General features: G+C 71.1%; 24 protein-coding genes. 16 read left to right on the forward strand and 8 right to left on the reverse strand.

Annotation, left to right across the window (positions count from 1 at the left end; all coding sequences use genetic code 11):
• Positions 1 to 32: 32 nt before the first annotated feature.
• The 3 genes from BLU81_RS38325 (at position 33) to BLU81_RS38335 (ending at position 3,200) form a co-directional block, all read left to right on the forward strand.
• Positions 33 to 1,556, forward strand: a complete 1,524-nt coding sequence (locus tag BLU81_RS38325; RefSeq protein WP_092558234.1) for a DUF1800 domain-containing protein — start codon at positions 33 to 35, stop codon at positions 1,554 to 1,556.
• A 2-nt stretch (positions 1,557 to 1,558) separates the two neighbouring features.
• Positions 1,559 to 2,800 carry a DUF1501 domain-containing protein gene (locus BLU81_RS38330; protein ID WP_092552833.1) on the forward strand — a complete coding sequence of 414 codons (1,242 nt, stop codon included), beginning with the start codon at positions 1,559 to 1,561 and terminating at the stop codon, positions 2,798 to 2,800.
• Between the two features lie 61 nt (positions 2,801 to 2,861).
• Positions 2,862 to 3,200, forward strand: a complete 339-nt coding sequence (locus BLU81_RS38335; RefSeq protein WP_092552836.1) for a hypothetical protein — start codon at positions 2,862 to 2,864, stop codon at positions 3,198 to 3,200.
• On the opposite strand, the gene malQ is transcribed toward BLU81_RS38335, so the two are convergent.
• A complete protein-coding gene (gene malQ / locus BLU81_RS38340) occupies positions 3,155 to 5,098 on the reverse strand; it encodes a 4-alpha-glucanotransferase (RefSeq protein ID WP_092552840.1) in 1,944 nt (647 codons plus the stop codon). The two genes, BLU81_RS38335 and malQ, sit on opposite strands and share 46 nt — an antisense overlap.
• A 53-nt stretch (positions 5,099 to 5,151) precedes the next feature.
• On the opposite strand from malQ, the gene BLU81_RS38345 reads away from it, so the two are divergent.
• Entirely contained in the window at positions 5,152 to 5,382 is a 231-nt protein-coding gene (locus BLU81_RS38345; protein WP_373873367.1) for a hypothetical protein, read from the forward strand.
• On the opposite strand, the gene BLU81_RS38350 is transcribed toward BLU81_RS38345, so the two are convergent.
• From BLU81_RS38350 to aroA, 5 genes are all read right to left on the reverse strand, one after another.
• The gene (locus BLU81_RS38350; RefSeq protein WP_157751976.1) at positions 5,379 to 6,098 is read right to left on the reverse strand and encodes a family 16 glycosylhydrolase; all 720 of its coding nucleotides are present in this window, start codon (positions 6,096 to 6,098) and stop codon (positions 5,379 to 5,381) included. The genes BLU81_RS38345 and BLU81_RS38350 overlap by 4 nt on opposite strands.
• A 90-nt stretch (positions 6,099 to 6,188) precedes the next feature.
• Positions 6,189 to 6,731 (reverse strand): DUF5709 domain-containing protein, encoded by a 543-nt coding sequence (locus BLU81_RS38355; RefSeq protein ID WP_092552848.1) that lies wholly within the window; start codon positions 6,729 to 6,731, stop codon positions 6,189 to 6,191.
• Positions 6,732 to 6,774: 43 nt separating this feature from the next.
• On the reverse strand, positions 6,775 to 7,575 hold the full coding sequence (hisN, locus tag BLU81_RS38360) for a histidinol-phosphatase (RefSeq protein ID WP_092552851.1): 801 nt from the start codon (positions 7,573 to 7,575) through the stop codon (positions 6,775 to 6,777).
• 63 nt (positions 7,576 to 7,638) lie between these two features.
• A complete protein-coding gene (rsgA, locus tag BLU81_RS38365; RefSeq protein WP_092552854.1) occupies positions 7,639 to 8,709 on the reverse strand; it encodes a ribosome small subunit-dependent GTPase A in 1,071 nt (356 codons plus the stop codon).
• Positions 8,710 to 8,743: 34 nt separating this feature from the next.
• A complete protein-coding gene (gene aroA / locus BLU81_RS38370) occupies positions 8,744 to 10,072 on the reverse strand; it encodes a 3-phosphoshikimate 1-carboxyvinyltransferase (protein WP_092552857.1) in 1,329 nt (442 codons plus the stop codon).
• Positions 10,073 to 10,195: 123 nt separating this feature from the next.
• Between aroA and BLU81_RS38375 the strand changes: the two genes are divergently transcribed.
• From BLU81_RS38375 to rsrA, 5 genes are all read left to right on the forward strand, one after another.
• Positions 10,196 to 10,873 carry an SOS response-associated peptidase gene (locus BLU81_RS38375; protein ID WP_092552860.1) on the forward strand — a complete coding sequence of 226 codons (678 nt, stop codon included), beginning with the start codon at positions 10,196 to 10,198 and terminating at the stop codon, positions 10,871 to 10,873.
• 192 nt (positions 10,874 to 11,065) lie between these two features.
• The gene (locus tag BLU81_RS38380; protein ID WP_092558236.1) at positions 11,066 to 11,461 is read left to right on the forward strand and encodes a WhiB family transcriptional regulator; all 396 of its coding nucleotides are present in this window, start codon (positions 11,066 to 11,068) and stop codon (positions 11,459 to 11,461) included.
• Between the two features lie 63 nt (positions 11,462 to 11,524).
• Complete coding sequence (locus tag BLU81_RS38385; protein ID WP_092552863.1) at positions 11,525 to 12,133, forward strand: alpha/beta hydrolase family protein; 609 nt, start codon at positions 11,525 to 11,527, stop codon at positions 12,131 to 12,133.
• A 62-nt stretch (positions 12,134 to 12,195) separates the two neighbouring features.
• On the forward strand, positions 12,196 to 13,023 hold the full coding sequence (locus BLU81_RS38390) for a sigma-70 family RNA polymerase sigma factor (protein WP_231954873.1): 828 nt from the start codon (positions 12,196 to 12,198) through the stop codon (positions 13,021 to 13,023).
• A 4-nt stretch (positions 13,024 to 13,027) separates the two neighbouring features.
• Entirely contained in the window at positions 13,028 to 13,282 is a 255-nt protein-coding gene (gene rsrA, locus BLU81_RS38395) for a mycothiol system anti-sigma-R factor (RefSeq protein WP_092552869.1), read from the forward strand.
• A 46-nt stretch (positions 13,283 to 13,328) separates the two neighbouring features.
• Here the strand turns inward: rsrA and BLU81_RS52165 are convergent, their stop codons facing one another.
• On the reverse strand, positions 13,329 to 13,403 hold the full coding sequence (locus BLU81_RS52165) for a 50S ribosomal protein bL37 (protein WP_370461611.1): 75 nt from the start codon (positions 13,401 to 13,403) through the stop codon (positions 13,329 to 13,331).
• A gap of 135 nt (positions 13,404 to 13,538) precedes the next feature.
• On the opposite strand from BLU81_RS52165, the gene BLU81_RS38400 reads away from it, so the two are divergent.
• Positions 13,539 to 13,754 (forward strand): biotin/lipoyl-binding carrier protein, encoded by a 216-nt coding sequence (locus BLU81_RS38400; RefSeq protein WP_092552872.1) that lies wholly within the window; start codon positions 13,539 to 13,541, stop codon positions 13,752 to 13,754.
• On the opposite strand, the gene BLU81_RS38405 is transcribed toward BLU81_RS38400, so the two are convergent.
• The gene (locus tag BLU81_RS38405; protein WP_092552875.1) at positions 13,751 to 15,289 is read right to left on the reverse strand and encodes a tetratricopeptide repeat protein; all 1,539 of its coding nucleotides are present in this window, start codon (positions 15,287 to 15,289) and stop codon (positions 13,751 to 13,753) included. The two genes, BLU81_RS38400 and BLU81_RS38405, sit on opposite strands and share 4 nt — an antisense overlap.
• Positions 15,290 to 15,438: 149 nt before the next feature.
• Between BLU81_RS38405 and BLU81_RS38410 the strand changes: the two genes are divergently transcribed.
• The 6 genes from BLU81_RS38410 to BLU81_RS38430 all read left to right on the forward strand — a co-directional run bounded on the left by BLU81_RS38410 (position 15,439) and on the right by BLU81_RS38430 (position 21,926).
• Positions 15,439 to 16,473 (forward strand): SIS domain-containing protein, encoded by a 1,035-nt coding sequence (locus BLU81_RS38410; protein WP_092558238.1) that lies wholly within the window; start codon positions 15,439 to 15,441, stop codon positions 16,471 to 16,473.
• Positions 16,474 to 16,488: 15 nt separating this feature from the next.
• Positions 16,489 to 18,033: a sensor histidine kinase gene (locus BLU81_RS38415; RefSeq protein ID WP_092552878.1), complete on the forward strand. Its 1,545-nt coding sequence runs from the start codon at positions 16,489 to 16,491 to the stop codon at positions 18,031 to 18,033.
• Positions 18,034 to 18,354: 321 nt separating this feature from the next.
• Positions 18,355 to 20,049 (forward strand): nitrite/sulfite reductase, encoded by a 1,695-nt coding sequence (locus BLU81_RS38420; protein ID WP_092558240.1) that lies wholly within the window; start codon positions 18,355 to 18,357, stop codon positions 20,047 to 20,049.
• A complete protein-coding gene (locus tag BLU81_RS49355; protein ID WP_172890702.1) occupies positions 20,046 to 20,201 on the forward strand; it encodes a hypothetical protein in 156 nt (51 codons plus the stop codon). Before BLU81_RS38420 ends, BLU81_RS49355 begins: the two co-directional genes overlap by 4 nt.
• Positions 20,198 to 20,953 carry a phosphoadenylyl-sulfate reductase gene (locus tag BLU81_RS38425; RefSeq protein ID WP_092552880.1) on the forward strand — a complete coding sequence of 252 codons (756 nt, stop codon included), beginning with the start codon at positions 20,198 to 20,200 and terminating at the stop codon, positions 20,951 to 20,953. The genes BLU81_RS49355 and BLU81_RS38425 overlap by 4 nt, the downstream gene beginning before the upstream one ends.
• 28 nt (positions 20,954 to 20,981) lie before the next feature.
• Positions 20,982 to 21,926, forward strand: a complete 945-nt coding sequence (locus BLU81_RS38430) for a sirohydrochlorin chelatase (RefSeq protein WP_092558242.1) — start codon at positions 20,982 to 20,984, stop codon at positions 21,924 to 21,926.
• Positions 21,927 to 22,100 lie beyond the last annotated feature (174 nt).

The following is a 22,100-nucleotide window of genomic DNA, read 5'->3' on the forward strand; positions in this document are numbered from 1 at the left end:
CGAAACAGCCGACGTTTGCCGCCGTGAAGACGATGACGCGCCGGACCGTGGTGGGTGGGATCGCCGCCGTGGGTGCGGCTGCCGCCCTGACCACCGGGACGCCCGCCGCCGCCGCGGAACCGTCGGCGGCGACGTTCCTGCCCGCCGACCCGCTGCTGCACCTGCTGCGCCGGGCCACCTTCGGGCCGAGCCCGTCGTCGATCGCGGAGATCCGGAAGCTGGGGGCCAAGGCCTGGCTGGAGCGTCAGCTCAAGCCGTCGTCGATCAGTGACAAGGTGGCCGACGGTCTGGTCGCCCGGCTGCCCCTGGCCCGGTTGTCGACCGCCCAGGTCCGGGCCCGGGTGTCCGCCGGGTCGCTCAAGCGGTACTCGTGGGATCCGATGTGGCAGCTCGGGTTCGCGGCGGTGGCCCGATCGATCTGGAGCGAGCGGCAGCTGTTCGAGGTGATGGCCGACTTCTGGAGCAATCACCTCAACGTGACCTGCCCGCAGGGTGACGTCTGGGACAGCCGGATCGACTACGACACCACGATTCGCCGGTACGCCCTGGGAAAGTTCTCCGATCTGCTGAAGGCGTCGGCCCGGCACCCGGCGATGCTCACCTACCTGGACAACCGGTTCTCCAGCAAGGCCGCCCCGAACGAGAACTACGGCCGTGAGCTGCTGGAACTGCACACGGTCGGGCTGGCGTACACCGAAGCCGACGTGAAGAACGCCGCGGTGTTGCTCACCGGGCTGACCGTCGACGACAAGACCGGCAATTTCCGGTACGACGGGACGCGGCACGCCACCGGTGCGGTCCGGGTGCTCTCCTTCCAGCACGCCAACCCGACCGCGGCCGGTGGTGAGGCGGCCGCCGTGGCGCTGCTCGACTACCTGGCCCTGCACCCGCTCACGGCCCGCCGGATCGTCACCAAGCTGTGTGTGCGGTTCGTCTCCGACACCCCACCGGCTTCGCTGATCACCGCCCTGATGAAGGTCTACCTGGACAACGGGTCGGCGATCGTGCCGGTGCTGCGGGCACTGTTCACCTCCGCCGAGTTCGCCGCGTCGGTCGGGGCCAAGGCCCGGACCCCGCTGGAGGATCTGGCAGCGACCGTCCGGACCCTCGGCTACGGCCCGGCCGCCAGCGGCGTCAAGTTCCTGGAGAGCCTCTACTGGATGGCCCGGGACGCCGGGCAGGCGCCGCTGGGCTGGGCGCCACCGAACGGCTATCCGGACGTCGCGGAGGCCTGGGGATCACCGTCCGGGCTGCTGGTCCGGTGGAACTTCCACCTCTCCATCGCGGCCGGCTGGTGGCCGGACACGCTCGTCAAACCGGCGAACCTGGCCACCGGGATGGTCGGGGCGCTGCCGGCCACCTACGGCGCGCTGATCGAGCGGACCGCCACCCGGCTGACCGGGATCGCTCCTACCGCGAAGCAGATCGACGCGCTTGCCGATTTCTACGGCAAGACCCCTGCGTCACCGTTGAAAGCCGGCGATCCGGCGGCCGGCTGGATGTACCCGTACCTGATGGGGATGCTCTTGAACTCCCCGTCCTTCGCCTTGAGGTGAACATGACTCCGGTTTGTGGATGTGAGGAGAACCAGCAGGCCGCGGTCTCCCGCCGGCGGCTGCTGGCGGCGGGCGCGGCCGGGCTGGCCGGTGCGTCGCTGGACACGAGTCTTGCGTTCGCGGCCGCCCCGGGGTACTCCGGCGACGTGCTCGTGCTGCTGTCGCTACGGGGCGGATTCGACGGGCTCTCCGCCGTGGTTCCGGCCGGTGATGCGGGCTATTACACGGCACGGCCGTCGATCGGCGTACCGCAACCGCAGTTGATCGGGGGTGACGGTTTTTTCGGGTTGAACCCGGCGCTGTCGCCGCTGCTGCCGCTGTGGACCGGCGGGCAGCTCGCCGCGATCCAGGCGGTCGGGCAACCGGCCCCGAACCGGTCGCACTTCTCGGCCATGGAGGATCTGGAACGGGCCGCGCCGGGTACGTCGATCCGGACCGGCTGGCTGAACCGGATGGTCGGGCTGCACGGTGAGCCTGAGGTGTTCCAGGCGGTCGCGATGGGCACCGCGATGCCCGCACGGGTGATCGGTGGCCTCAGCGTCACCTCGATCGACAGGACGGTGCTCACCGGCGAGCAGCCGGGCCGGTCGATCGCGGCGACGATGAACAGGCTGTACGAGTCGGCTCCAGCGGCCCTGAAACGACCGGCCGGGCAGCTCACCGGGGCGCTGGAGTACGCCGCCGAACTGCGCGCCGCGGGCTATCAGCCGGCCAACGGCGCGGTCTATCCCACCACCGAGCTGGGTGCGGCCCTGCGCGACGTGGCCCGGCTGATCAAGTCCCGGGCCGGGTTGCGCGCCGTGACGGTGGACTCCGGCGACTGGGACATGCACGAGAACCTCGGCGCCGCGGTCGCCGGGCGGCGGATGTTCGACCAGCTCAAGGCACTCGCCACCGGGCTCGCCGCGTTCGCCGCCGACCTGGGGGAGGACACGCTGCGCCGGGTCACCCTGATCACCGTCAGCGAGTTCGGCCGCCGGGTGGCGCAGAACGGGTCGGGTGGTCTGGATCACGGCTATGGCAACGCGATGTTCGTGCTGGGTGGCAACGTCAAGGGCGGCAAGGTGTACGGGCGCTGGCCCGGCCTGGCCGACGCCCAGCTGCGCGATGGGGATCTGGCGGTCACCACCGATTACCGCGCGGTGATCGGGGAGATCCTGCGGGCCCGCTGCGGGGTGTCCGCCACGGCGTCGGTGTTCCCGGGAGTGGACCCGGCCACTCTGGGGATCGTCACCGCTCGCTGAAACCGGCGATATTCCGCAAAACGCCTATACACCCTGAACCGGGGCGTTACACACTTGAGGCATGTCGAGCAACCTGCTTGCCGAACTCATCGACGCGCGGCGACGGCCACCCGTGCCGGTCCTCCCGGCCGCGCGTCCGCCACTGCTGATCCGCCGGCACCTGTCCGACGAGGGCGCGCCGTTCTGGCGGTGGGACTGCACCGGCTGCGGCGAGTACGGCGGCGGGCGGCACCACGAGGACGCGGTGACCCGGGCGCTGCGGCACTGCCACGAGCACCCGGTCCACCGTTCCTCACTGCTGCCGCCGGCCCACTGCCGGCAGCCGCACACCTACCTACCGCTGCACCCGATGCTCTACGCGCTCGACGACGACCCGCCGCCGGAGCCGCTGCGGCTCTGAAGGATCCCGGCCACCTTGCGGAACAACGGGTCGGACACCACCTCGGTCAGATCCCGGTCCAGCGGGATACGCCAGTTCGGGTATTCCTCGAAGGTGCCGGGCAGGTTCGGCTGCCGCAGCTCCAGCAGCACGTCGTGCAGCGAGGCGGTGACCAGCCGGCACGGTGTCCGGGCCAGGAACTCGTGCATCGCCACCACCACGTCCTCCGGATCGTCCGCACCGTCGGCCAGCAGCCCTTCGGCCCGCAACCGGCCGAGAAGCAGCTCCCGGTCCAGCGCCCAGGACGCCCGCTCCTGCTCCACCGGCCGGGCCAGCTGACCCAGCTCGGCCCGGACCTCGACCTGCTCCCCGGCCAGGAAACCGGCAGCCGTCGGCAGATCGTGGGTGGAGACGCTGGCCAGCGCGTTCCGCGGATAACCGGCCGAGGGACGGTAACCGCCGTCGTCGTCCCGGGTGAACCAGAGCACCGCCGAACCGAGCATGTTGGTCCGCTGCAGCCCCTCTGTCACCACCGGCAGGACCGTGCCCAGGTCCTCACCGATCACCACGGCCCCGGCCCGGGACGCCTCCAGCGCCAGGATGCCCAACATGGCCTCCGGGTCGTAGTGCACGTACGTGCCGTTCGCGGGCCCGAGACCGGCCGGTACCCACCACAGCCGCCACAGTCCGGCCACATGGTCGACCCGCAGGCCCCGGGCGTACTTGAAGATCCGCCGGAGCATGTCCCGGTAGGCGGCATAGCCGGTCTCGACCAGCCGGTCCGGTCGCCACGCCACGCCACCCCACTCCTGGCCGAGCTGGTTGAACGCGTCCGGCGGAGCCCCGACCCGAGCCTCCATCGCCAGCACGTCCTGAAGCAGCCAGCCGTCGGCACCGGCCGGTTCGACGGCCACCGCCAGGTCGTACACGATCCCGACCGGCATGTCCCGCGCCTCGTCGAAGACACCGCGGAACTGTGCCTCCAACAGGTCCTGCACCCAGACGTGGAAGGCGACCCGGTCGCCGCGCAGCTCCCGCACCGCGGGGGCGTCCGGGCGGCGCACCTCGTCCGGCCAGCGACGCCAGTCCGGCCCGTGCTCCTCGGCGAGCGCACAGAACCGGGCGAAGTCCGTCAGTCCCGGATCCCGCTCCAGGTCGACCGGCTCGGCCAGCGGCCAGAGCAGCTCCAGCGCGGCCATCTTGGCGGCGAACACCGCGTTGTAGTCGATCTTCGGCGTCGACGGCGGCCGCAGCGCGTCCACCCGGTCCCGCACCGGGGCGCCGGCCCGCTGGTACTCGGCGGTGTCGGTCACCCGCAGGTAGAGCAGGTTGGCGAACCGGCGGCTGGACGGCGAATACGGCGACGCCGGCACTGGCGCCACCGGAGTGATCGCGTGCAGCGGGTTCAGCACCACCAGCCCGGCGCCCGCCGACCCGGTCACGAAATCGCGCAGGTCACCGAGGTCACCCAGGCCCCACGAACCGGCCGAGTGCAGCGTGTAGAGCTGCAGCATCCAGCCCCAGGTGTCCGGCGGCTCGGGAAGCTCGGCCGGGACCACCACCAGGGTGACCTCCTGATCGCGGCAGCGCAGCCGGTGCCAGCCCAGCGGCAGATCCCCGGTCAGCCGGTCCACCCGGCGGGTGACGCCGTCCTCCAGTGTCACCTCGGCGGTGGCGGGCAGGTCCCGGCCGGTCCCGGCGCGCAGCACGATCGTGGCGGGCAGCCGGTCGTCGTCCGCCCGGTCCCGGGCCGCGGCCAGCGACAGCCGTACCGCTGCCGGGGTGCTCGCGTCGACACCCAGCATGCCGAGCACACCGATCACCGACTCGTCGGCGACCTCGGTGTCCTGGCGCTGCCAGTTCTCGTACCGGGTGGCCACCCCGTGCGCCTCGGCCAGGGCCACCAGATCCGCGTTCATCCGAACCCCTTTCCTGGAGTATCGCGTTGCGTACATCGGCCAGCATGGGGCACATGAGGGAAATGATGGGAAAGCTGAAGAACTGGTTCGCCGTGGCGCTGGCCGTAGTCACTCTGAACGTGCTCGTACCGGCGCAGGCCTGGGCGTCCGAGCCGGTACTGGAAGCCGCGCGCCGGTCCAGCCGGGGCGGCGGCTTCGGGTTCGTGCTGATGTTCTGCTGCGCGGCAGTGGTGATCGGCGCCGTGGTGATCGTCGTCCTGATCACGCGCAGGCGTAAGCGCTAGAACTTCTTGAAGAGTTCCGGGACCAGGGTCGGCTGCCAGCCGGGGAGTGAGGTGTGCCGCTCGCGCACCTGGTAGATCACGTCGTCGTACTCGACGAACTGCCCGGGTGTGTACGCGGTGAACGCCCGCCACGCCGGAGCCGAGTCCGGGGCGACCGTCACCCGGACGGTGACCGTCACCCGGTCCACGAGCATGCCCGACGAACGGCGGTCGCCCGTTCCCAGGCCCAGCGCCACGGAGTACGGCACCTTCGCCGCCGGAGTGAAACGCTGCACCGGGCGGCCGTCGATCATCCAGGTGATCGTCGTCGGGTTCCAGTCGATCGTGTACGTGTGGAAGTCGCCGCCACCGACCGGTGACGCGTCCAGCACGTCGACCGTCCCGGCCAGGCTCCGCCCGTCGCCGTCGACCATCCCGATCGCACGCCAGGGCTCGCCCGCCCGGTTCATCAGAACCCTGGCCTCGACCCGGCCGTACGCCTGGCCGAAGGTCTTCCGGGTGCGCAGCATCGACCCCAGCACCAGCCGGCCGGAGCCGTCCTGCCAGGCCTTCGCCTCGGACCAGACAGCAGTGGCCGGTGCGGTGCCCCGCTCGCCGGCGAAGTCGTCGTCGAGCACGACCCGGTCGACCGTCGTGGCCGACGCGGCGGCACCGCACGTCACCGTCACCGCCAGTGTGGTGGTGACGATCGCCGCGACAGCCCGACCCCAGTTCATCAGGGCACTCTGCGCAACCAAGAACACTGTCGGCAAGCCCCTGTGTCCGGATCTTTAAGTTCGGTCCACGGAGAGTGGCCGGTCCGGAACTCAGTCGAAGTCCGGTGCGCGGGTCTCGTGCATCGCCAGTTCCTCGGCGCTGGCGCCGCCACCGGCCGCCCCCGCGTCCCAGGCGACACTCTCCGCCTCGTCGTCGAACCCGGAGCCGCCGTCCGGCGCGACCAACCGGCCGACCTGCCGCGGCGAGTCCTCGTCGAGCTGACCGTCGTCGTAGAGCGAGATCGGCGAGTCCGGGTCGGAGGTGGGACTGGGGCTCCACACGTCCCGGTCGAACTCGCGCTGCTCGGAGCTGCCCACCGTCTCCTCGTCCGGTTCCGGCGTCTCGGCGCCGAAGTCCGGCTCCTCCTGCCGCAGCCGGCGGTCCAGGGACTCGCCCTGCAGCGCCTCCTCGGGCGTGTCACCGAACCGGCCGGAGCCGCCAGGTCCCGTCCCGGCGAGCGCGGCCGGGTCCGGCCCGTCCGCCCATCGCGAGCTGTTCACCTCGTCATATGCCGTCGAGTCGTCGTCCGCGGTGTCCGGCAGACCGGACGCCTCCGGGTCGGTGACCTCGGCCGGGTAGTCGTTGTCTCGCATGCCGGCAAACTACCCACGAACCGGGTCGATCATGCGACAGATGTCAGCCCCGGCGGGCCAGTGCGGTCAGCACACTCTCGTGCAGCAGGCCGTTCGTACCGATCACCGAGCTCTTGTCCGCGGTCGGCCGGCCGTCCAGATCGGTGATCTTCCCGCCCGCCTCGGTCACGATCGGGATCAGCGCCGCCATGTCCCACAGCGACAGCTCCGGCTCGGCCATCGCGTCCAGGGCGCCCTCGGCGAGCAGCATGTAGCCGTAGAAGTCGCCGTAGGCCCGGCTGCGCCACACCCCCAGCAGGATGTCCATCATCGCGTCGAGACGGCCGTTGTCGGCCCAGCCGTTCAGGCTCGCGTAACAGAAGCTGGCGTCGGTCATCTTGCGCACCGACGACACGCTGATCCGGGTCGCCGAGTGCTGGTTACGGCCGGCGTAGGCGCCCAGTCCGCGCCCGGCCCACCAGCGACGGCCCAGCGCCGGAGCGGAGACCAGCCCGGCGACCGGGGTGTCCCCCTCCATCAGCGCGATCAGGGTGGCCCAGATCGGCACGCCCCGGACGAAGTTCTTGGTGCCGTCGATCGGGTCGATCACCCAGTACCGGTTACCCGGACCGGCGGTCGCCTCGGTCCGGCCGAACTCCTCACCGAGCACCCCGTCGCGCGGCCGGGCCCGGGCCAGCGTCGCGCGGATCGCCTTCTCCACCGCGGTGTCCGCGTCGGACACCGGCGTCAGGTCGGGTTTCGACTCGACCTTCAGGTCCAGCGCCCGGAACCGGGCCATCGAGATGGCGTCGGCGGCATCGGCGAGAACGTGGGCAAGCGCAAGATCATCGGCATATCCGGCCATGCCGGAAAGTTAGCCCATGAGCCGTTCCCCGGTCCCGCCGAGTTCGTCTTTTGAGATCGCCTTTCAGGCGCTGGGCATGTCGTCCACCGGCTGATCCCGCGGGTCGCCCTCACCGGCACGAGAGGCGAGAAGCCTGCGGTACGAGGCCAGCCGCCGTCCGTCCGCCTTGCCTTGCGCCACCCACGCGTCCAAGAAGCAGCCCGCGTCCGAGGTGGTGTGCCCGCAGTTCGGCTGATCCTCCACGGTGCCCTCGACCAGATCGGGGAACCCGTGCAGCAGACTCTCCGCGCTCACGTGCGCCAGCCCGAAACTCCGGATCCCGGGAGTGTCGATGATCCAGCCCGGGTCCTTGCGTGACTTGCCGACCGCCGGCAGCCGCAGCGCCACCGCACTCGTCGACGTGTGCCGGCCCTTACCGATCGCGCTGACCACACCGACCGCCCGCAGCGCGTCCGGCACCAGACGGTTGACCAGTGTCGACTTGCCCACGCCGGAGTGGCCGACCATGACCGAGATCCGGCCGGCCAGCCGGTCCCGCAACTCGTCGAGGTCACTGCCCGGGCGGACCAGCACGTGCGGCAGGTCCAGTTCGGCGTAGTAGCCGAGCACCTGCTCCGGCCCGGCCAGGTCGGCCTTGGTCAGGCAGAGGAGCGGTTCGACATCGGCGTCGTACGCCGCCACCAGGCACCGGTCGATGAAACCGGTCCGGGGCGGCGGGTCGGACAGGGCGCTCACGATGACGAGCTGATCGGCGTTCGCGACGACCACCCGCTCCAGCCGGCCCTCGGGCGTGGTGTCGTCGTCGTCCGCGGTCCGGCGCAGCACCGAGGTCCGCTCCCGGATCCGTACGATCCGGGCCAGCGTGCCCGCGTCACCGGAGGAGTCCCCGACGAGCGCCACCCGGTCGCCCACCACCACCGACTTGCGGCCCAGCTCCCGGGCCCGCATCGCGGTGATCACGTCGAGGCCGCCGACGTCCTCGCGGACACACCCGTACCGCCCTCGGTCCACCGCTATGACCAGGGCGTCGACGGCATCGTCGTGTTTCGGCCGGGTCCGGGTCCGGGGCCGGGACGACTTCCCCGGCCGGATCCGTACGTCGTCCTCGTCGTACTCCCGCTTCCGCGCTGGCAGATCGAGCTCCCGTCCCTTGCGCGGAAAAGGGCGGTCAGCCCTTCGCCACGAGTCCCGCCCAGAGTTCCGGGAACTCGGGCAACGTCTTCGACGTACAACCTACGTCGGTGAGTTCGACGCCCGGCACGGAGAGTCCGATCACGGCGGCCGCGTGCGCCATCCGGTGATCGGCGTAGGTCTCGAAACCGGCGCCGTGCAACGGCCGCGGCTCGATCCGCAGCCCGTCCCGGAACTCGGTGATCCCGGCGCCCACCTTGCCCAACTCGGCGGCGAGCGCGGCGATCCGGTCGGTCTCGTGACCCCGGATGTGCTCCACCCCGCGCAGCTCCGACGGCCCCTCGGCGAGCACGGCCAGCGCCGACAGCACCGGAGTCAGCTCGCTGACCTCGGACAGGTCGGCGGTGATGCCGCGTAGTGTGCCGGTGCCCCGCACGGTCAGGCCCTCGGCGGTCTGCGTGACCTCGGCACCCAACCGGGTGAAGATCTCGGCGACCCGGCCGACCGGCTGCCAGCTGTCGGCCGGCCAGCCCGCCAGGGTGACCGTGCCGCCGGTGACCGCGGCCGCCGCGAAGAACGGCACCGCACCGGACAGGTCCGGCTCGATCGTCCAGGTCCGCCCGCGCAGCGTGCCGGGCTCGACCGTCCACACGTCGGGCACACTCTCGTCGACCACGGCGCCGGCCGCGCGCAGCATGTGCGTGGTCATCCGCAGGTGCGGGGCACTGGGCACCGGCGGGCCCTCGTGCCGCAGTGTCAGGCCCTTGGCGAAACACGGGGCGGAGAGCAGCAGCCCGGAGACGAACTGGCTGGACCCGGACGCGTCGATCACCACCTCGCCGCCCTCGACCAGACCGGAGCCGTGCACGGTGAGCGGCAGGCCGCCGGTCGGGGAGGACTCGATCGCCACCCCGAGACCGCGCAGCGCCTCGACGATCGGGCCCATCGGCCGGTTGCGGGCGTGCGGGTCGCCGTCGAACTCGACGACGCCCTCGGCCAGCGCGGCGGCCGGCGGCAGGAACCGCATGATCGTGCCGGCCAGGCCGACGTCGACCCGGGCCGGACCGCGGAACGGCCCCGGGGTCACCACCCAGCGATCGGGGTCGGTGGTGTCCACCTCGACACCGATCGCGCGCAGGCCGGCGGCCATCAGCTCGGTGTCCCGCGCCCGTAGCGGCGCCTCGATCACCGACGGGCCGTCGGCGAGGGCGGCGAGGATCAGGGCGCGCGCGGTCATCGACTTCGAGCCGGGCAGTCGCACGGTTGCCGTGACCGGGCCGGTGGCGGGCGGAGCGGACCAGGGGCGGGGTTCAGCAGTAGTCACGGGGCCATTCTGCCGCCGGGCGGTGCCGAGGCCGGGCCGCATTCCCGCTGCGCGGGACATTTCCGGCGGACGACCGCCCGACCGTGTGACTCCGTGCGTCCCGTCGGCGGCACGCCGGGCCGCACGGGGCGGACGGGTGTTCGCGGACGGCGTAACCTCCTGCTCATGTGCGGGCGATACGCGACGACCAGGAGCAACACCGACCTCAGCAAGCTGTTCGAGGCCGTCGATGTGGCCGAGCCACTGCGTGCCAGCTGGAACGTCGCGCCCACCAATGCCGTCCCGCTGGTCCGGATGTCCAAGGAGCACGACGGCCGGGTGCTGGACACCGCGCTCTGGGGCCTGGTCCCGCACTGGGCCAAGGATCTGAAAGGCGGCGCTCGCATGATCAACGCGCGGGCCGAGACGGTTGCCGAGTTGCGGTCGTTCGCGCCGTCGTTCGCCAAGCGCCGCTGCCTGCTCCCGGCCGACGGCTGGTTCGAGTGGGTCCGCGACGGCAAGCAGAAGCAGGCGTTCTACATGACTCCGGCGGACGGGTCACCGCTGGTCTTCGCGGGGATCTGGTCGGTCTGGGGCCCGGAGTCGGTCCGCACGTGCAGCGTGCTCACCACGGCCGCGCTGGGCGGGTTGCGGAAGGTGCACGAGCGGATGCCGCTGATCCTGCCGGCCGGCCGGTGGGCGGACTGGCTGGCCGGTGGTGGTGACGCGGTGGAGTTGCTGCGCCCGCTCGACGAGCGTGACCTGGAAGCGATCGAGGTGCGCCCGGTCGGTCCGGAGGTCGGCAATGTGCGCAACAACGGGTCCGAGCTGATCGAGGCTACGACCAAAGTTACGCTTTTTTGAACTCTCAAAGATCAACGAGAATCTTTGTCGTGATATGTGGTCATTCTAAATGGGAAACTTTGTTTCAAGATAGATAACCCCCTTGTTCTGATCTTGTAGCCTGCGGTACAAACCAGCGCCGGAGTGGTGCTGGACCGTAAGGTGCGGCCCGGCCGCCACATGCAGTTCCGGTCCCACGGGGGAGGTGGGCTGATGACACGAGCACGCATGCCGCGTCCGCACGAGGTGGCCATCGCGCGACGCGACCCGCGGCTGCTCGAGGCGATCGCGCAACGCAGCACCGACGAGGCCTGGCGCACGCGGGGCGCCTGCCGGAGCGTGGATCCGGAGACGTTCTTTCCCGCACCCAACGAGCCATCCGGGGGTGCGGTCGCCCTCTGCGGCTCTTGTGACGTGCAGGGCCCCTGTCTTGCCTGGGCCTTGCAGGTCGGTGACTGTCACGGGGTCTGGGGCGGCACCACGCCACGCGAGCGGCGCGCCATGCTGGTCGCCTGGCGCGAGCGGATCCAGTCCAACGGCGACGAGATCGACGGCACGCCGGACGACGAGGACCGCCGGTTGCTGACACTCATTCCGGTCAGTCGTTAGCGGACAACCGGCGCCCGGCCGTGCTTCTTAGCCGGGCGCCGGTTCGCTGATAGAACGGACCGTGTGTTCAGCACCGATCTCACTGTCGAGACCCCACGCGGCCCCGCCACCGTGACCGTCACCGAGCCCGCCGGGCCGGTGCGTTCCCTGCTCGTCCTCGGCCATGGTGCCGGGGGTGGCGTCGACGCTCCGGACCTGGTGGCGGTGCACGCCGCGGCGGTGGTGGCCGGGGTGCGGGTGGCCCTGGTGACCCAGCCGTACCGGGTCGCGGGCCGGCGGGCGCCCGCTCCGGCCGGGCATCTCGACGAGGCGTGGACGACGGTGGTGAGTGCTCTACGCGTACCGCCGCTGCCGTTGATCGTCGGTGGCCGGTCCAGCGGAGCACGCGTCGCGTGCCGGACCGCGGCCACGCTGGGCGCCGCGGGGGTTCTCGCGCTGGCCTTCCCCCTGCACCCGCCGGGCAAGCCGGAGAAGAGCCGTGCCGGTGAGCTGCCCGGGGACGTGCCGACGCTGGTCGTGAACGGGGACCGTGATCCGTTCGGGGTGCCGTCGGCCGGTGGTGTGGTCGAGGTGGCGGTCCGCCCGGGCGCGGTGCACGATCTGCGGAAGGGCCTGCCCGGCACCGTGGAAGTGGTGACGGAGTGGCTCCGGCGATATTCCTGGGCGCTGTGAATCCGCTGAAAGATCACAAGGGAATGTCCGGCCCCGCCGCTGGCGTTGTCCGTGCTGGAAACATGTCGGCGGGAAGGGGTTCTCAAGTGCGTACCGGTACCGAATACGCTGCGCGCGGCGGCCGGGAGGCGGAGCGGGTGCGGAGCCTGTTGGAGTCGCCCGTGTGGCCCGCGGCCGAGACACGGCCCGCCGCCCGGCCGGTGAGCGTGAGCACACCGGCGGTTTTCGAAGGCGTTACACGGGTGATACCCGTATCCTCGGCGGGGCGGTCGAGGGGAGAGTCCAGGGTGGCGCAGAAGGAACGAACGGACGAGCGCCGGGCGCGCTTCGAGCGTGAGGCGTTGCCGTTCGTCGACCAGTTGTATGCCGCCGGACTGCGGATGACCCGCAACCCGGCTGACGCTGAGGATCTGGTGCAGGAGACGTTCCTCAAGGCGTTCTCCGCATTCCACCAGTTCGAGCAGGGCACGAACCTGAAGGCCTGGCTCTACCGGATCCTGACGAACACGTACATCAACTCGTACCGGCGCAAGCAGCGGCAGCCCGTGCAGGCGCCGACCGAGGAGATCACCGACTGGCAGCTCGCGTCGAGCGAGTCGCACACGTCGCAGGGCCTGCGGTCGGCCGAGACCGAGGCGCTGGACCGGCTGCCGGACAGCGACATCAAGGAAGCGCTCCAGTCCCTGCCGGAGGACTTCCGGCTCGCCGTCTACCTCGCCGATGTCGAGGGTTTCTCGTACAAGGAGATCGCCGACATCATGGGTACGCCGATCGGCACGGTCATGTCCCGGCTGCACCGCGGCCGGCGCAACCTGCGCAAACTGCTCGAGCGGTACGCGGTGGATCGCGGCATCACCCGCACCGCCACCTCCGAGTCGCAGGGGGCGTGACGTCATGGAGCATGAGGAGAAAGCCGACTGCACCGCCGTCCTCGGCGAGGTCTACCTCTACCTGGACCTGGAGTGCTCGGAGGAACGCCGCACCCTGATCCAGAAGCACCTGGCCGAGTGCTCGAAGTGCGTGCGCGAGTTCGGCATCGAGAACGAGGTGAAGGCTCTGGTCGGCCGCTGCTGCGGCGAGGAGCGGGCGCCGTCGGAGCTGCGCGAGCGGCTCCGGCTGAAACTGGGTCAGATCGAGACCCCGCACTGACGACCTGATGCGAAAAGGCCCGGCGACTGCCGGGCCTTTTGCCTGTTCAGCTGTTGGGGCGCTTGCCGTGGTTCGCGGCGCTCTTCTTACGGGCCTTCTTCTTACGGGCCTTCTTCGCCATCTCGGCACTCCTGTCCCTGGTACGTGATACTCCCCGCCGATCGTAGTAGGCGCGCCACGCCGGGCCGGACCTACCCGCGCCGGATCCGTGATTTGATGACGGCACCGGAACCTGATGAGGGAGGTGGTTGGACCCATGGCGGACGAGATCCGAGCCGAGATGGTGGCCAACGTGTGGAAAGTCGTGACGGCGCCCGGCGCCACCGTCGCCGAGGGGGACACGCTTGTCATCCTCGAGTCGATGAAGATGGAGATCCCGGTGCTGGCCGAGCATGACGGCACAGTCGCCGAACTCAAGGTGCACGAGGGCGACGTGGTTCAAGAAGGCGATCTGATCGCCGTGATCAGTTAATCCCGGCGCCAACGCAGCAGTGAGCGGCCTCGTCCGCGCTGGCGGGGGACGGTGGGGACCCGGATGGTGGCCGCGGCCAGCTCCCGGGTCGGCCGGTCCAGGCCGGGCGCGGCGAGAGCCAGCTCGGCGACCGCCCGGGCGTTCGCCCCGGAGGCGGTCTCGGTGAGCCGGGCGGCCACCACGGCGGCCACGTCCGCCCGTGCCTCCGGATCCACCCACGCGTAAGCGACCAGGGCGAAGAGCGCGCCCTGCGTCACCCGGTCGACGTCGCCGTCGAGCAGCCCGAGCAGCAGGCGCCGGCGGCTGGACTCCAGCCACGGTTCGTCGGCGCCGTGGTGCAGCAGCCCGAGGCAGGCCCACACCTCCAGAGCGGTCTGCTGGTCGGCCCGTGCCGTCTCCGGGTGCGCCAGCAGGGCCAGCAGCTCCCACGGTTCGACCAGCACCAGGCCGAGCGCCCGGTCGTAGGCGCCCGGCGGGTGCGGCCACGACGGGCCGGCCACCCGCTGGAGCCGGTGCAGGGCGTCGGCGGAGGGCTGCGCGTTGACCGGGGCCCGGCCGGCCGGCAGCGGCGCTCCGGCCGGCAGGCCGCTGAGCCACGGTGTGCTGCGGCAGCACTCCTCCAGGTCGGTGTGCTCGTGCGCGTCGTCCGGGTGGTCGCGGATGAAGTCGGCCAGCCCGACCAGGTGCGCGACGTCGCCGTCGGCCCGGTGGCGCAGCCGGTGTGCGGTGTGCACGACGCAGTCGAAGGTGGGGTCGCGCTCCAGGGCCAGTTCGGTCCAGCGCAGTGCCTCGTCGAGCCGTCCCAGGTCGGCCAGGGTGGCCGCCACGTCGGCGTAGACGGAGAGGTCGTCGGGGTCGTAGGCGACGGCCCGGCGCAGTGCGGCCAGGGCTTCCGGCATCCGGCCCGCGCTGCGGTAGGCGTACCCCAGCCAGATCTCGCCCAGCTTGGACGGCTGAGCGCGAGCGCCCCGCCCGGCCCATTCCACCGCCAGCCGGACGTCGCCGAGCCGGCGCGCCAGCGCCGAGCCGGCCCCGAGCAGCATCGCGTGCTCACCGTGTGCGGCGACGGCGTGCCGGACCACGGTCAGGAAGGGGCGCAGGGACGTCACCGTGGTGGCGGGTGCGGGATCGCCGACCGCGGTGCAGAGCCGCATCACGGTCCGGGCGAGCAGTCCCGGGTCGATCCGGGGGCCGAGGGCGGGGTCGGCCACCCACGGCACACCGGCCCAGTTGTGCGCGGGGGAGGACCCACTGGCCGCGGCGAGCAGAGGCAGCCCCTCCTCGGGCCGGCCGGCGGCGGCGAGCAGGTGGGCGCGGGCGGCGAGGCGGCCGGCGGTGGCGTGCGGCTCCACCGGGAAGAGGTCCAGCCCGCCACCGGCTCGGGCCGCCAGGCGACCGAGCAGTTCGTGGATCTCGGGCAGGGCGGGTGCGTGGGCCAGAGCGGCGGCGAGGTGGGTGGCCGCTGGCACGGTTTCGCCGCGGTCGAGGGCTTCGCGAGCGCGCGCGACATCACGACGGGCCGAGGGGGAATCCACGACTGATGACCCTAGGGGAACAGCGGTCGATTGTCAGTCCTCACGTTTGCGCATTCGTGCACGAAACCTTGACTCTATGAGCGTCTTCTTGCAAGACTGAGCATCAAACGAGCAAAAGGAGGATTCCCGTGACACAGCGAGGCGTGGGGATGTCGACGGACATCGCCGAACAACCCGCCGGTTTCGCACGGCTGCTGGAGCCCGGCTCGGCCGGCGCGATCGCCGCGGTGGCCGCCGAGGTCGCCCGCCGGGCACCGCGCAGCATCGTCTTCGTCGGCCGCGGCACCTCCGACCACGCCGCGCTCTACGGCGCCTACCTGGCCGAGATCCGGCTCGGCCTGCCGGTGGCCAGCGCCTCCCCGAGCGCGATCACCCTCTACGGCGCCCGCCCCGACCTCACCGGCACGCTGGTGGTCGGCGTCAGCCAGAGCGGTGGCTCCCCCGACCTCGCCGGAGTGCTCAACGTGGCCCGGGAGACCGGCGCCCTCACCCTGGCCGTCACCAACGACCCCTCGTCGCCGCTGGCACGGGCCGCCGAGCTGTCGATCGACGTGGCCGCCGGGCACGAGCGGGCGGTCGCCGCCACCAAGACCTACACCGCCGAGCTGCTCGCGCTGCTGATGCTGATCGAGGGCGTCCGGGCCGGCGACGGGCACCTGCCGGCCGAGGAGCGGGCCGCCCTCGAAGAGCTGCCGCGACTGGCCGAACAGACGCTCGCCGACACCTCGGCCACCGAGCTGGCGCAGCGCTACCGGTTCGCGTCGAGCCTGGTCACCACCGGCCGGGGGTATGCCTACCCGACCGCCCGGGAGACCGCGCTCAAACTCATGGAGACGTCGTACCTTCCGGCGCTCAGCTTCTCCGGCGCCGATCTGCTGCACGGCCCGCTCGCCATGGCCGACCCGGACGTGCCGGTGCTCGCGGTCGTCGGTGAGGGCCCCGGCGGCCGGTCGATGCGGGACGTGGTGACCCGGCTCAGCGACCGCCGGGCCGACGTGGTGACCATCGGTGCGGCCGACGTGCCCGGCGCCTCGGCCCGGCTCGCCGTTCCGGCCGTCGACGAGCGCTACTCCCCGCTGCTCGACATCCTGCCGTTGCAGCAGCTCGCGCTCGCGCTCTCACTGGCACGTGGCGAAGATCCCGATGCTCCTCGCGGTCTGAAGAAGGTAACCACCACTCTTTAGAAATAAGCTGGGCTCGTGTCCACGCTGCGTGATCTCGTCGAGGAGCACACCACCCTCAACGCCGGCGACATCGACCACCTGCACCGGCTCGCCGGCGACTGGCTGTTGTTGTCCGATCTGTCCTTCGCCGACCTACTGCTCTGGGTCCCGATCAAGGGGGAGCCGCGGAAACCCCGCGAGTTCCTCTGTGTGGCCCAGGTGCGGCCGGTCACCGCGCCCACGGCCTACCAGGACGACCAGGTCGGCAAGATAGTCGGCGGGCCGGAGGTGGCACATCTCGAGGTGGCCATCACCCAGGAGCGGATCTGGCGGGAGGGCGATCCGGTTTGGTATGGGGACACCCCCGCCCGCCACGAGGCCATCCCGGTGCGCCGCCGCGACGAGACCGACGTGGAGGAGGGCTTCAGCGAGGTGATCGCGGTGATCGGCCGGGATACCAACCTGAGCACCGCGCGCACGCCGAGCCAGCTGGAGCTCAACTATCTGACCACCGCCGACGACCTGGCGCAGATGGTCGCCGACGGCACGTTCCCGCCGCCGCGGCACCCGGGGGAGATCACTTCGGCGCCCCGGGTCGGCGACGGTCTGATCCGTCTCGACGCGTCGGGCAAGGTCACCTACGCCAGCCCCAACGCCCAATCGGCGTACCGGCGTCTCGGGTTCAACGCCCACCTGGTCGGCGAGGAACTGGCGAAACTGTCCAGCCGCCTGTCCGGCGACCCGTTGGAGGGCAACGACGCCGCCGAGCGGATCCTCTCCTCGCTGCGCGGCGAGTTCCCAGCCCGGATGGAGGTCGAGGCACGCGGCGCGACGGTGCTCAGCCGGGCGCTGCCGCTGCTGCCGGCCGGTGTGCCGATCGGCGCCCTGGTGCTGGTCCGGGACGTGACCGAGGTGCGCCGCCGGGAGCGCGCGCTGATGACCAAGGACGCCACCATCCGGGAGATCCACCACCGGGTGAAGAACAATCTGCAGACCGTCGCGGCGCTGCTGCGCCTGCAGGCCCGCCGGGTGGACGCCCCGGAGGCGCGGATGGCGCTGGAGGAGTCGGTGCGCCGGGTCGCGTCGATAGCCCTCGTCCACGAGACCTTGTCGATGTCCAGTGACGAGGCGGTCGAGTTCGACGGCATCGTGGACCGGGTCGCCACCGCCGCCACCGAGGTCGCCGCCACCAGCTATCCGGTGCGGATGCGCCGCGAGGGCACCTTCGGCGTGCTGCCGGCCGAGATCGCGACATCCCTGGTGATGGTGCTCAACGAGCTGTTGATCAACGCGGTGGAGCACGGTTTCCCGGCGCCCGACGACGACGACGAGCCGGTGGTGCCGGACAGCCCCGGCGAGGTGGTGGTCTCCGCGCACCGGTTCCGCAAGCAGTTGCACGTCACCGTCGCCGACAACGGCCGGGGCCTGCCGGAGGGCTTCAAAGCCGAGGGTGGCAAGCGTCTCGGTCTGCAGATCGTGCGGGCGCTGGCGACCGGGGAGCTGCGCGGCAGCATCGAACTGCGCAACCGGGCCGGCGGCGGCACCGAGGCGGTCCTGGTGGTGCCGCTCGGCGCGCGGTGACGGTGGAGCTTAGGGGTCAACTGTTACAACACGTTGGCTTTGTGTAACACGGCACACTCCCGAAATCTGGACCGCGCTGGCCCAGAATCGCCGGGCGTGAGAGGCTTGCCGACATGACCGCTGCAGTTGACCGCCGCCTCGTGGCACGCCGCCACGTGGACTACGGCCGTGTCCGCAGCGCCATGTGTCCGGCTTCCTGACGACGCCCGAAATCCATTTCGGGTGCTCGACCGCCGGGCCCAACTCCTGACACAGATGTCACGAGCCTCCCAGGGGCCGTGAGCGATCCGGGTGCCCACGAAGACCCGGAGGATCGCCGACATGGCGCCCAGCAACACTCCCGCTGCAAGGCCCGCCGCCCGCCCTCGCAAGGCGCGCGGCGAGGGTCAGTGGGCGCTCGGACACCGCGAGCCGCTCAACCCCAACGAGCGCAGCAAGAAGGACGACAACCCGCTCAACGTCCGGGCCCGGATCGAGAACATCTACGCCCACGGTGGTTTCTCCTCGATCGACCCCGCCGACCTGCGTGGCCGGTTCCGCTGGTGGGGGCTCTACACCCAGCGCAAAGCCGGGATCGACGGCGGCCGGACCGCGGTGCTGGAGCCGGAGGAGCTCGAAGACGAGTTCTTCATGCTCCGGGTCCGCTGCGACGCCGGCTCGCTGAACCTGGCACAGCTGCGCGTCATCGCCGAGATCTCCACCGAGTTCGGCCGGGACAGCGCCGACATCACCGACCGGCAGAACATCCAGCTCCACTGGATCCGGGTCGAGGACGTGCCGGAGATCTGGCGGCGCCTCGAAGCGGTCGGCCTGCAGACCACCGAGGCCTGCGGTGACTGCCCCCGGGTCGTGCTGGGCAGCCCGGTCGCCGGGGTTTCGGTCGACGAGGTCATCGACGCGACACCGGCCATCGACGAGATCGTCAAACGTTATGTGGGTGACCCCCAGTACTCGAACCTGCCCCGCAAGTTCAAGTCGGTCATCTCCTGGCTGCCGGACGGTCCCTACCAGGCCAACGACATCTCCCTGGTCGGCGTCGTGCATCCCGACCACGGTCCCGGTTTCGACCTCTGGGTCGGCGGCGGCCTCTCCACCAACCCGCGCCTGGCCGAACGCCTCGGCGTCTGGGTGCCGCTCGACGAGATCCCGGACGTCTGGGAGGGCGTCGTCGGCATCTTCCGCGACTACGGATACCGCCGGCTGCGGCACCGCGCCCGCCTGAAGTTCCTGCTCGCCGACTGGGGAGTGGCGAAGTTCCGGGAGATCCTGGAGAAGGAATACCTCGGCCGCGCCCTGCTCGACGGTCCCGCACCGGAGCTTCCGGAGAAGCCGCTCGACCACATCGGCGTGCACAAACAGCGGGACGGCCGCAACTACATCGGCGCCGCTCCGGTCGTCGGCCGCACTTCCGGGACTCAGCTCACCAAGCTCGCCGATCTGGTCGAGTCGCACGGGTCGGAGCGGGTGCGTCTCACCGCGTACCAGAAGCTCCTGGTCTTGGACATCGCCGACGACCAGGTGGAACCGTTCATCACCGGCCTCCGGGCCATCGGGCTGGAAGCCCGGCCGTCGGCCTTCCGCCGCGGCACGATGGCCTGCACCGGCATCGAGTACTGCAAACTCGCCATCGTCGAGACCAAGGCGCGCGGCGAGGCGCTGGTGGCCCGGCTCGAGGACCGGCTCAAGGACTTCGACGCCGACCTCTCCATCCACATCAACGGCTGCCCCAACGCGTGTGCCCGCACCCAGGTCGCCGACATCGGCCTCAAGGGCCAGCTCGTCATGAACAAGCAGGGCGAGCAGGTCGAAGGCTTCCAGATCCACCTCGGTGGCGCCCTCGGCATGGCCAAGGGCGAGACGGCCGGCTTCGGGCGCAAGCTTCGCGGCCTCAAAGCCACCGCCGACGAGCTTCCCGAGTACGTGGAACGCGTGGCCCGGAACTACCTCGACGGCCGCTCCACTGACGAGACCTTCTCGAACTGGGTGCTCCGGGCCGATGAGGAGCTCCTGAAATGAGCGAACGACAGGCCCCGATGTACTGCCCGTACTGCGGCGACGAGGACCTGCGTCCCAACGAGGCATCACACGGCGCGTGGGAGTGCCACTCCTGCGCCCGCGTCTTCTCGATCAAGTTCGTCGGTCTTCTGTCCAAGGGAGTTACCAAATGAGTCTCCTCAACGCCTCCGGCCTGAGCCTGGTCAACCTCGGTGAACCCACGGATTCCTCGCGCCGGAAGCCCGCCGAGTTGAAGGAACTCGCCGACGCCGCCGCCGTGGCTCTGGAGGGCGCGCCCGCCGAGGAGATCGCCAAGTGGGCGACCGACACCTTCGGCTCCCGGTTCTGCGTCACCAGTTCGATGGCCGACGCCGTCGTCGCCCACCTGTTCTCCCGGGTCTCACCCGGCGTCGACGTCGTCTTCCTCGACACCGGCCTGCACTTCCCGGAAACCCTCAAAGTCAAAGACATCGTCATCCGTACGATGAACGTCAACGTCCGCTCGGTCCGGCCCCGGCTCACCGTCGGCCAGCAGGACGGCGAACACGGCCCCCGCCTCTTCGCCCGCGCCCCCGACGAGTGCTGCTTCCTGCGCAAGGTCGAGCCGCTGGAACGCGCTCTCGCCGAATACGACTCCTGGGCCACCGGCCTGCGCCGCGACGAATCCCCGACCCGCGCCAACACGCCGGTCGTCGCGTTCGACGCGAAAAAGGGCAAGGTGAAGGTCAACCCGATCGCCGCCTGGACCGAGGACGACGTCAACGCCTACATCAGCCGGTGGAACGTGCCGGTCAACGAACTGTTCAAGAAGGGGTACGGGTCGATCGGCTGCTGGCCGTGCACCCGCCGTACCAAGGCCGGCGAAGACCCGCGCGCCGGCCGCTGGGCGATGTTCGAGAAGACCGAATGCGGTCTGCACGTCTGACCCCCGATCACCGCCGGCCGTGGTCCTGATGACCCCCGATCACCGGCCGGCCGTGGTCCTGGTGGCCCACGGCAGCCGGGACCCGCGGGCCGCGGCGTCCACCGCACTGCTGGCCCGGGCCGTTCAGCGGGCCCGGCCCGAGTGGCGGGTGCGGGCGTCCTACCTGGACCATGACGGGCCCCGGCCGTTCGACGTGCTGGCCGCGGTGCCCGGCCCCCGCGCCGTACTCGTGCCACTCCTGCTGACCGCCGCCTACCACGGCCGCGTCGACCTGCCCGCGGTCATCCGCGACGCCGCCACGCTGCCCCTCACGGTGACCGCCACCGACGTACTCGGCCCGGCCTCCCCGCTGCTGCTGGCCGCCCTCAACCGCCGCCTGACCACAGCCCTCCCCACCTACCGTCCCTCCGGGCCCGCCCTCGATTCGCCGGAGGCTTCTCCCGGCCACCGGTCGTCCGTGGTCGATCCTGACTCGCTGCTGTTCGGCACTGAGCCAGGGCATCGGTTGTCCGTGCCCGGGGATCGGTTGTCCGTGGCCGATCAGGGCTGCCGGCTGTTCGCGGGTGGGCTCGACGCCGCCGCTTCTGACTGCCGGCCGCCCTTGGCCGGGCTGGACGCCGTCGTGCTCGCCGCTGCCGGTACCCGGGATGATGCCGCTCGCGGGACCGTCGCCGACGCGGCCGTCGCTCTGGGGCGGCTTCTGGGGCTACCGTCAGCGGTCTCCTACGCGTCCGGGCCCGGAGCCCGGGCCGACGAGGCAGTCACCCGTCTGCGTGAAGCCGGAGCCCGGCGAATCGGGGTAGCCGCCTACTTCCTGGCACCGGGTCTGCTCTACGACGCGGCGATTGCCGCCGCCATTTCCGCCGGTGCGGTCGCGGTCGCCGAACCTCTCGGCGACGCCCCAGAGCTGGTACGCCTGGTGGTCTCACGCGCCGAACCGGTCCTGAGCCGCCCCCTAGCCGTTGCGGCCTGACCCCACCGCCCCGCGCTCGCCGCCTCGCGGTAGCCCCGTTCTCCTGCGGTAGGTCCGCCGCTGGGCCGCTCAGCCCAGCAAGGTGAGCCATGTCGGGCTGCAGATCGAACCGCAACTCACCATGCCTGTTTTCACTTGCCCGTTGGCCGCCCCGGCCGGCCGGGGCCGACTTGG

It is taken from the genome of Actinoplanes derwentensis (assembly GCF_900104725.1).
GTDB lineage: Bacteria > Actinomycetota > Actinomycetes > Mycobacteriales > Micromonosporaceae > Actinoplanes > Actinoplanes derwentensis.

Bases quoted from the DNA above. Each gene is read 5' to 3' on its own strand.
- hisN (WP_092552851.1), bottom strand. From the start codon at position 7,575: ATGGCCGGATATGCCGATGATCTTGCGCTTGCCCACGTTCTCGCCGAT.
- BLU81_RS38350 (WP_157751976.1), bottom strand. From the start codon at position 6,098: ATGAACTGGGGTCGGGCTGTCGCGGCGATCGTCACCACCACACTGGCG.
- BLU81_RS38410 (WP_092558238.1), top strand. From the start codon at position 15,439: ATGTCGACGGACATCGCCGAACAACCCGCCGGTTTCGCACGGCTGCTG.
- BLU81_RS38335 (WP_092552836.1), top strand. From the start codon at position 2,862: ATGTCGAGCAACCTGCTTGCCGAACTCATCGACGCGCGGCGACGGCCA.
- BLU81_RS38380 (WP_092558236.1), top strand. From the start codon at position 11,066: ATGACACGAGCACGCATGCCGCGTCCGCACGAGGTGGCCATCGCGCGA.
- malQ (WP_092552840.1), bottom strand. From the start codon at position 5,098: ATGAACGCGGATCTGGTGGCCCTGGCCGAGGCGCACGGGGTGGCCACC.
- BLU81_RS38355 (WP_092552848.1), bottom strand. From the start codon at position 6,731: ATGCGAGACAACGACTACCCGGCCGAGGTCACCGACCCGGAGGCGTCC.
- BLU81_RS38420 (WP_092558240.1), top strand. From the start codon at position 18,355: ATGGCGCCCAGCAACACTCCCGCTGCAAGGCCCGCCGCCCGCCCTCGC.
- rsrA (WP_092552869.1), top strand. From the start codon at position 13,028: ATGGAGCATGAGGAGAAAGCCGACTGCACCGCCGTCCTCGGCGAGGTC.
- BLU81_RS38345 (WP_373873367.1), top strand. From the start codon at position 5,152: ATGAGGGAAATGATGGGAAAGCTGAAGAACTGGTTCGCCGTGGCGCTG.
- BLU81_RS38375 (WP_092552860.1), top strand. From the start codon at position 10,196: ATGTGCGGGCGATACGCGACGACCAGGAGCAACACCGACCTCAGCAAG.
- BLU81_RS38430 (WP_092558242.1), top strand. From the start codon at position 20,982: ATGACCCCCGATCACCGGCCGGCCGTGGTCCTGGTGGCCCACGGCAGC.
- aroA (WP_092552857.1), bottom strand. From the start codon at position 10,072: ATGCGGCCCGGCCTCGGCACCGCCCGGCGGCAGAATGGCCCCGTGACT.
- BLU81_RS38390 (WP_231954873.1), top strand. From the start codon at position 12,196: ATGTCGGCGGGAAGGGGTTCTCAAGTGCGTACCGGTACCGAATACGCT.
- BLU81_RS38400 (WP_092552872.1), top strand. From the start codon at position 13,539: ATGGCGGACGAGATCCGAGCCGAGATGGTGGCCAACGTGTGGAAAGTC.
- BLU81_RS49355 (WP_172890702.1), top strand. From the start codon at position 20,046: ATGAGCGAACGACAGGCCCCGATGTACTGCCCGTACTGCGGCGACGAG.
- BLU81_RS38330 (WP_092552833.1), top strand. From the start codon at position 1,559: ATGACTCCGGTTTGTGGATGTGAGGAGAACCAGCAGGCCGCGGTCTCC.
- BLU81_RS38425 (WP_092552880.1), top strand. From the start codon at position 20,198: ATGAGTCTCCTCAACGCCTCCGGCCTGAGCCTGGTCAACCTCGGTGAA.
- BLU81_RS38325 (WP_092558234.1), top strand. From the start codon at position 33: ATGACGCGCCGGACCGTGGTGGGTGGGATCGCCGCCGTGGGTGCGGCT.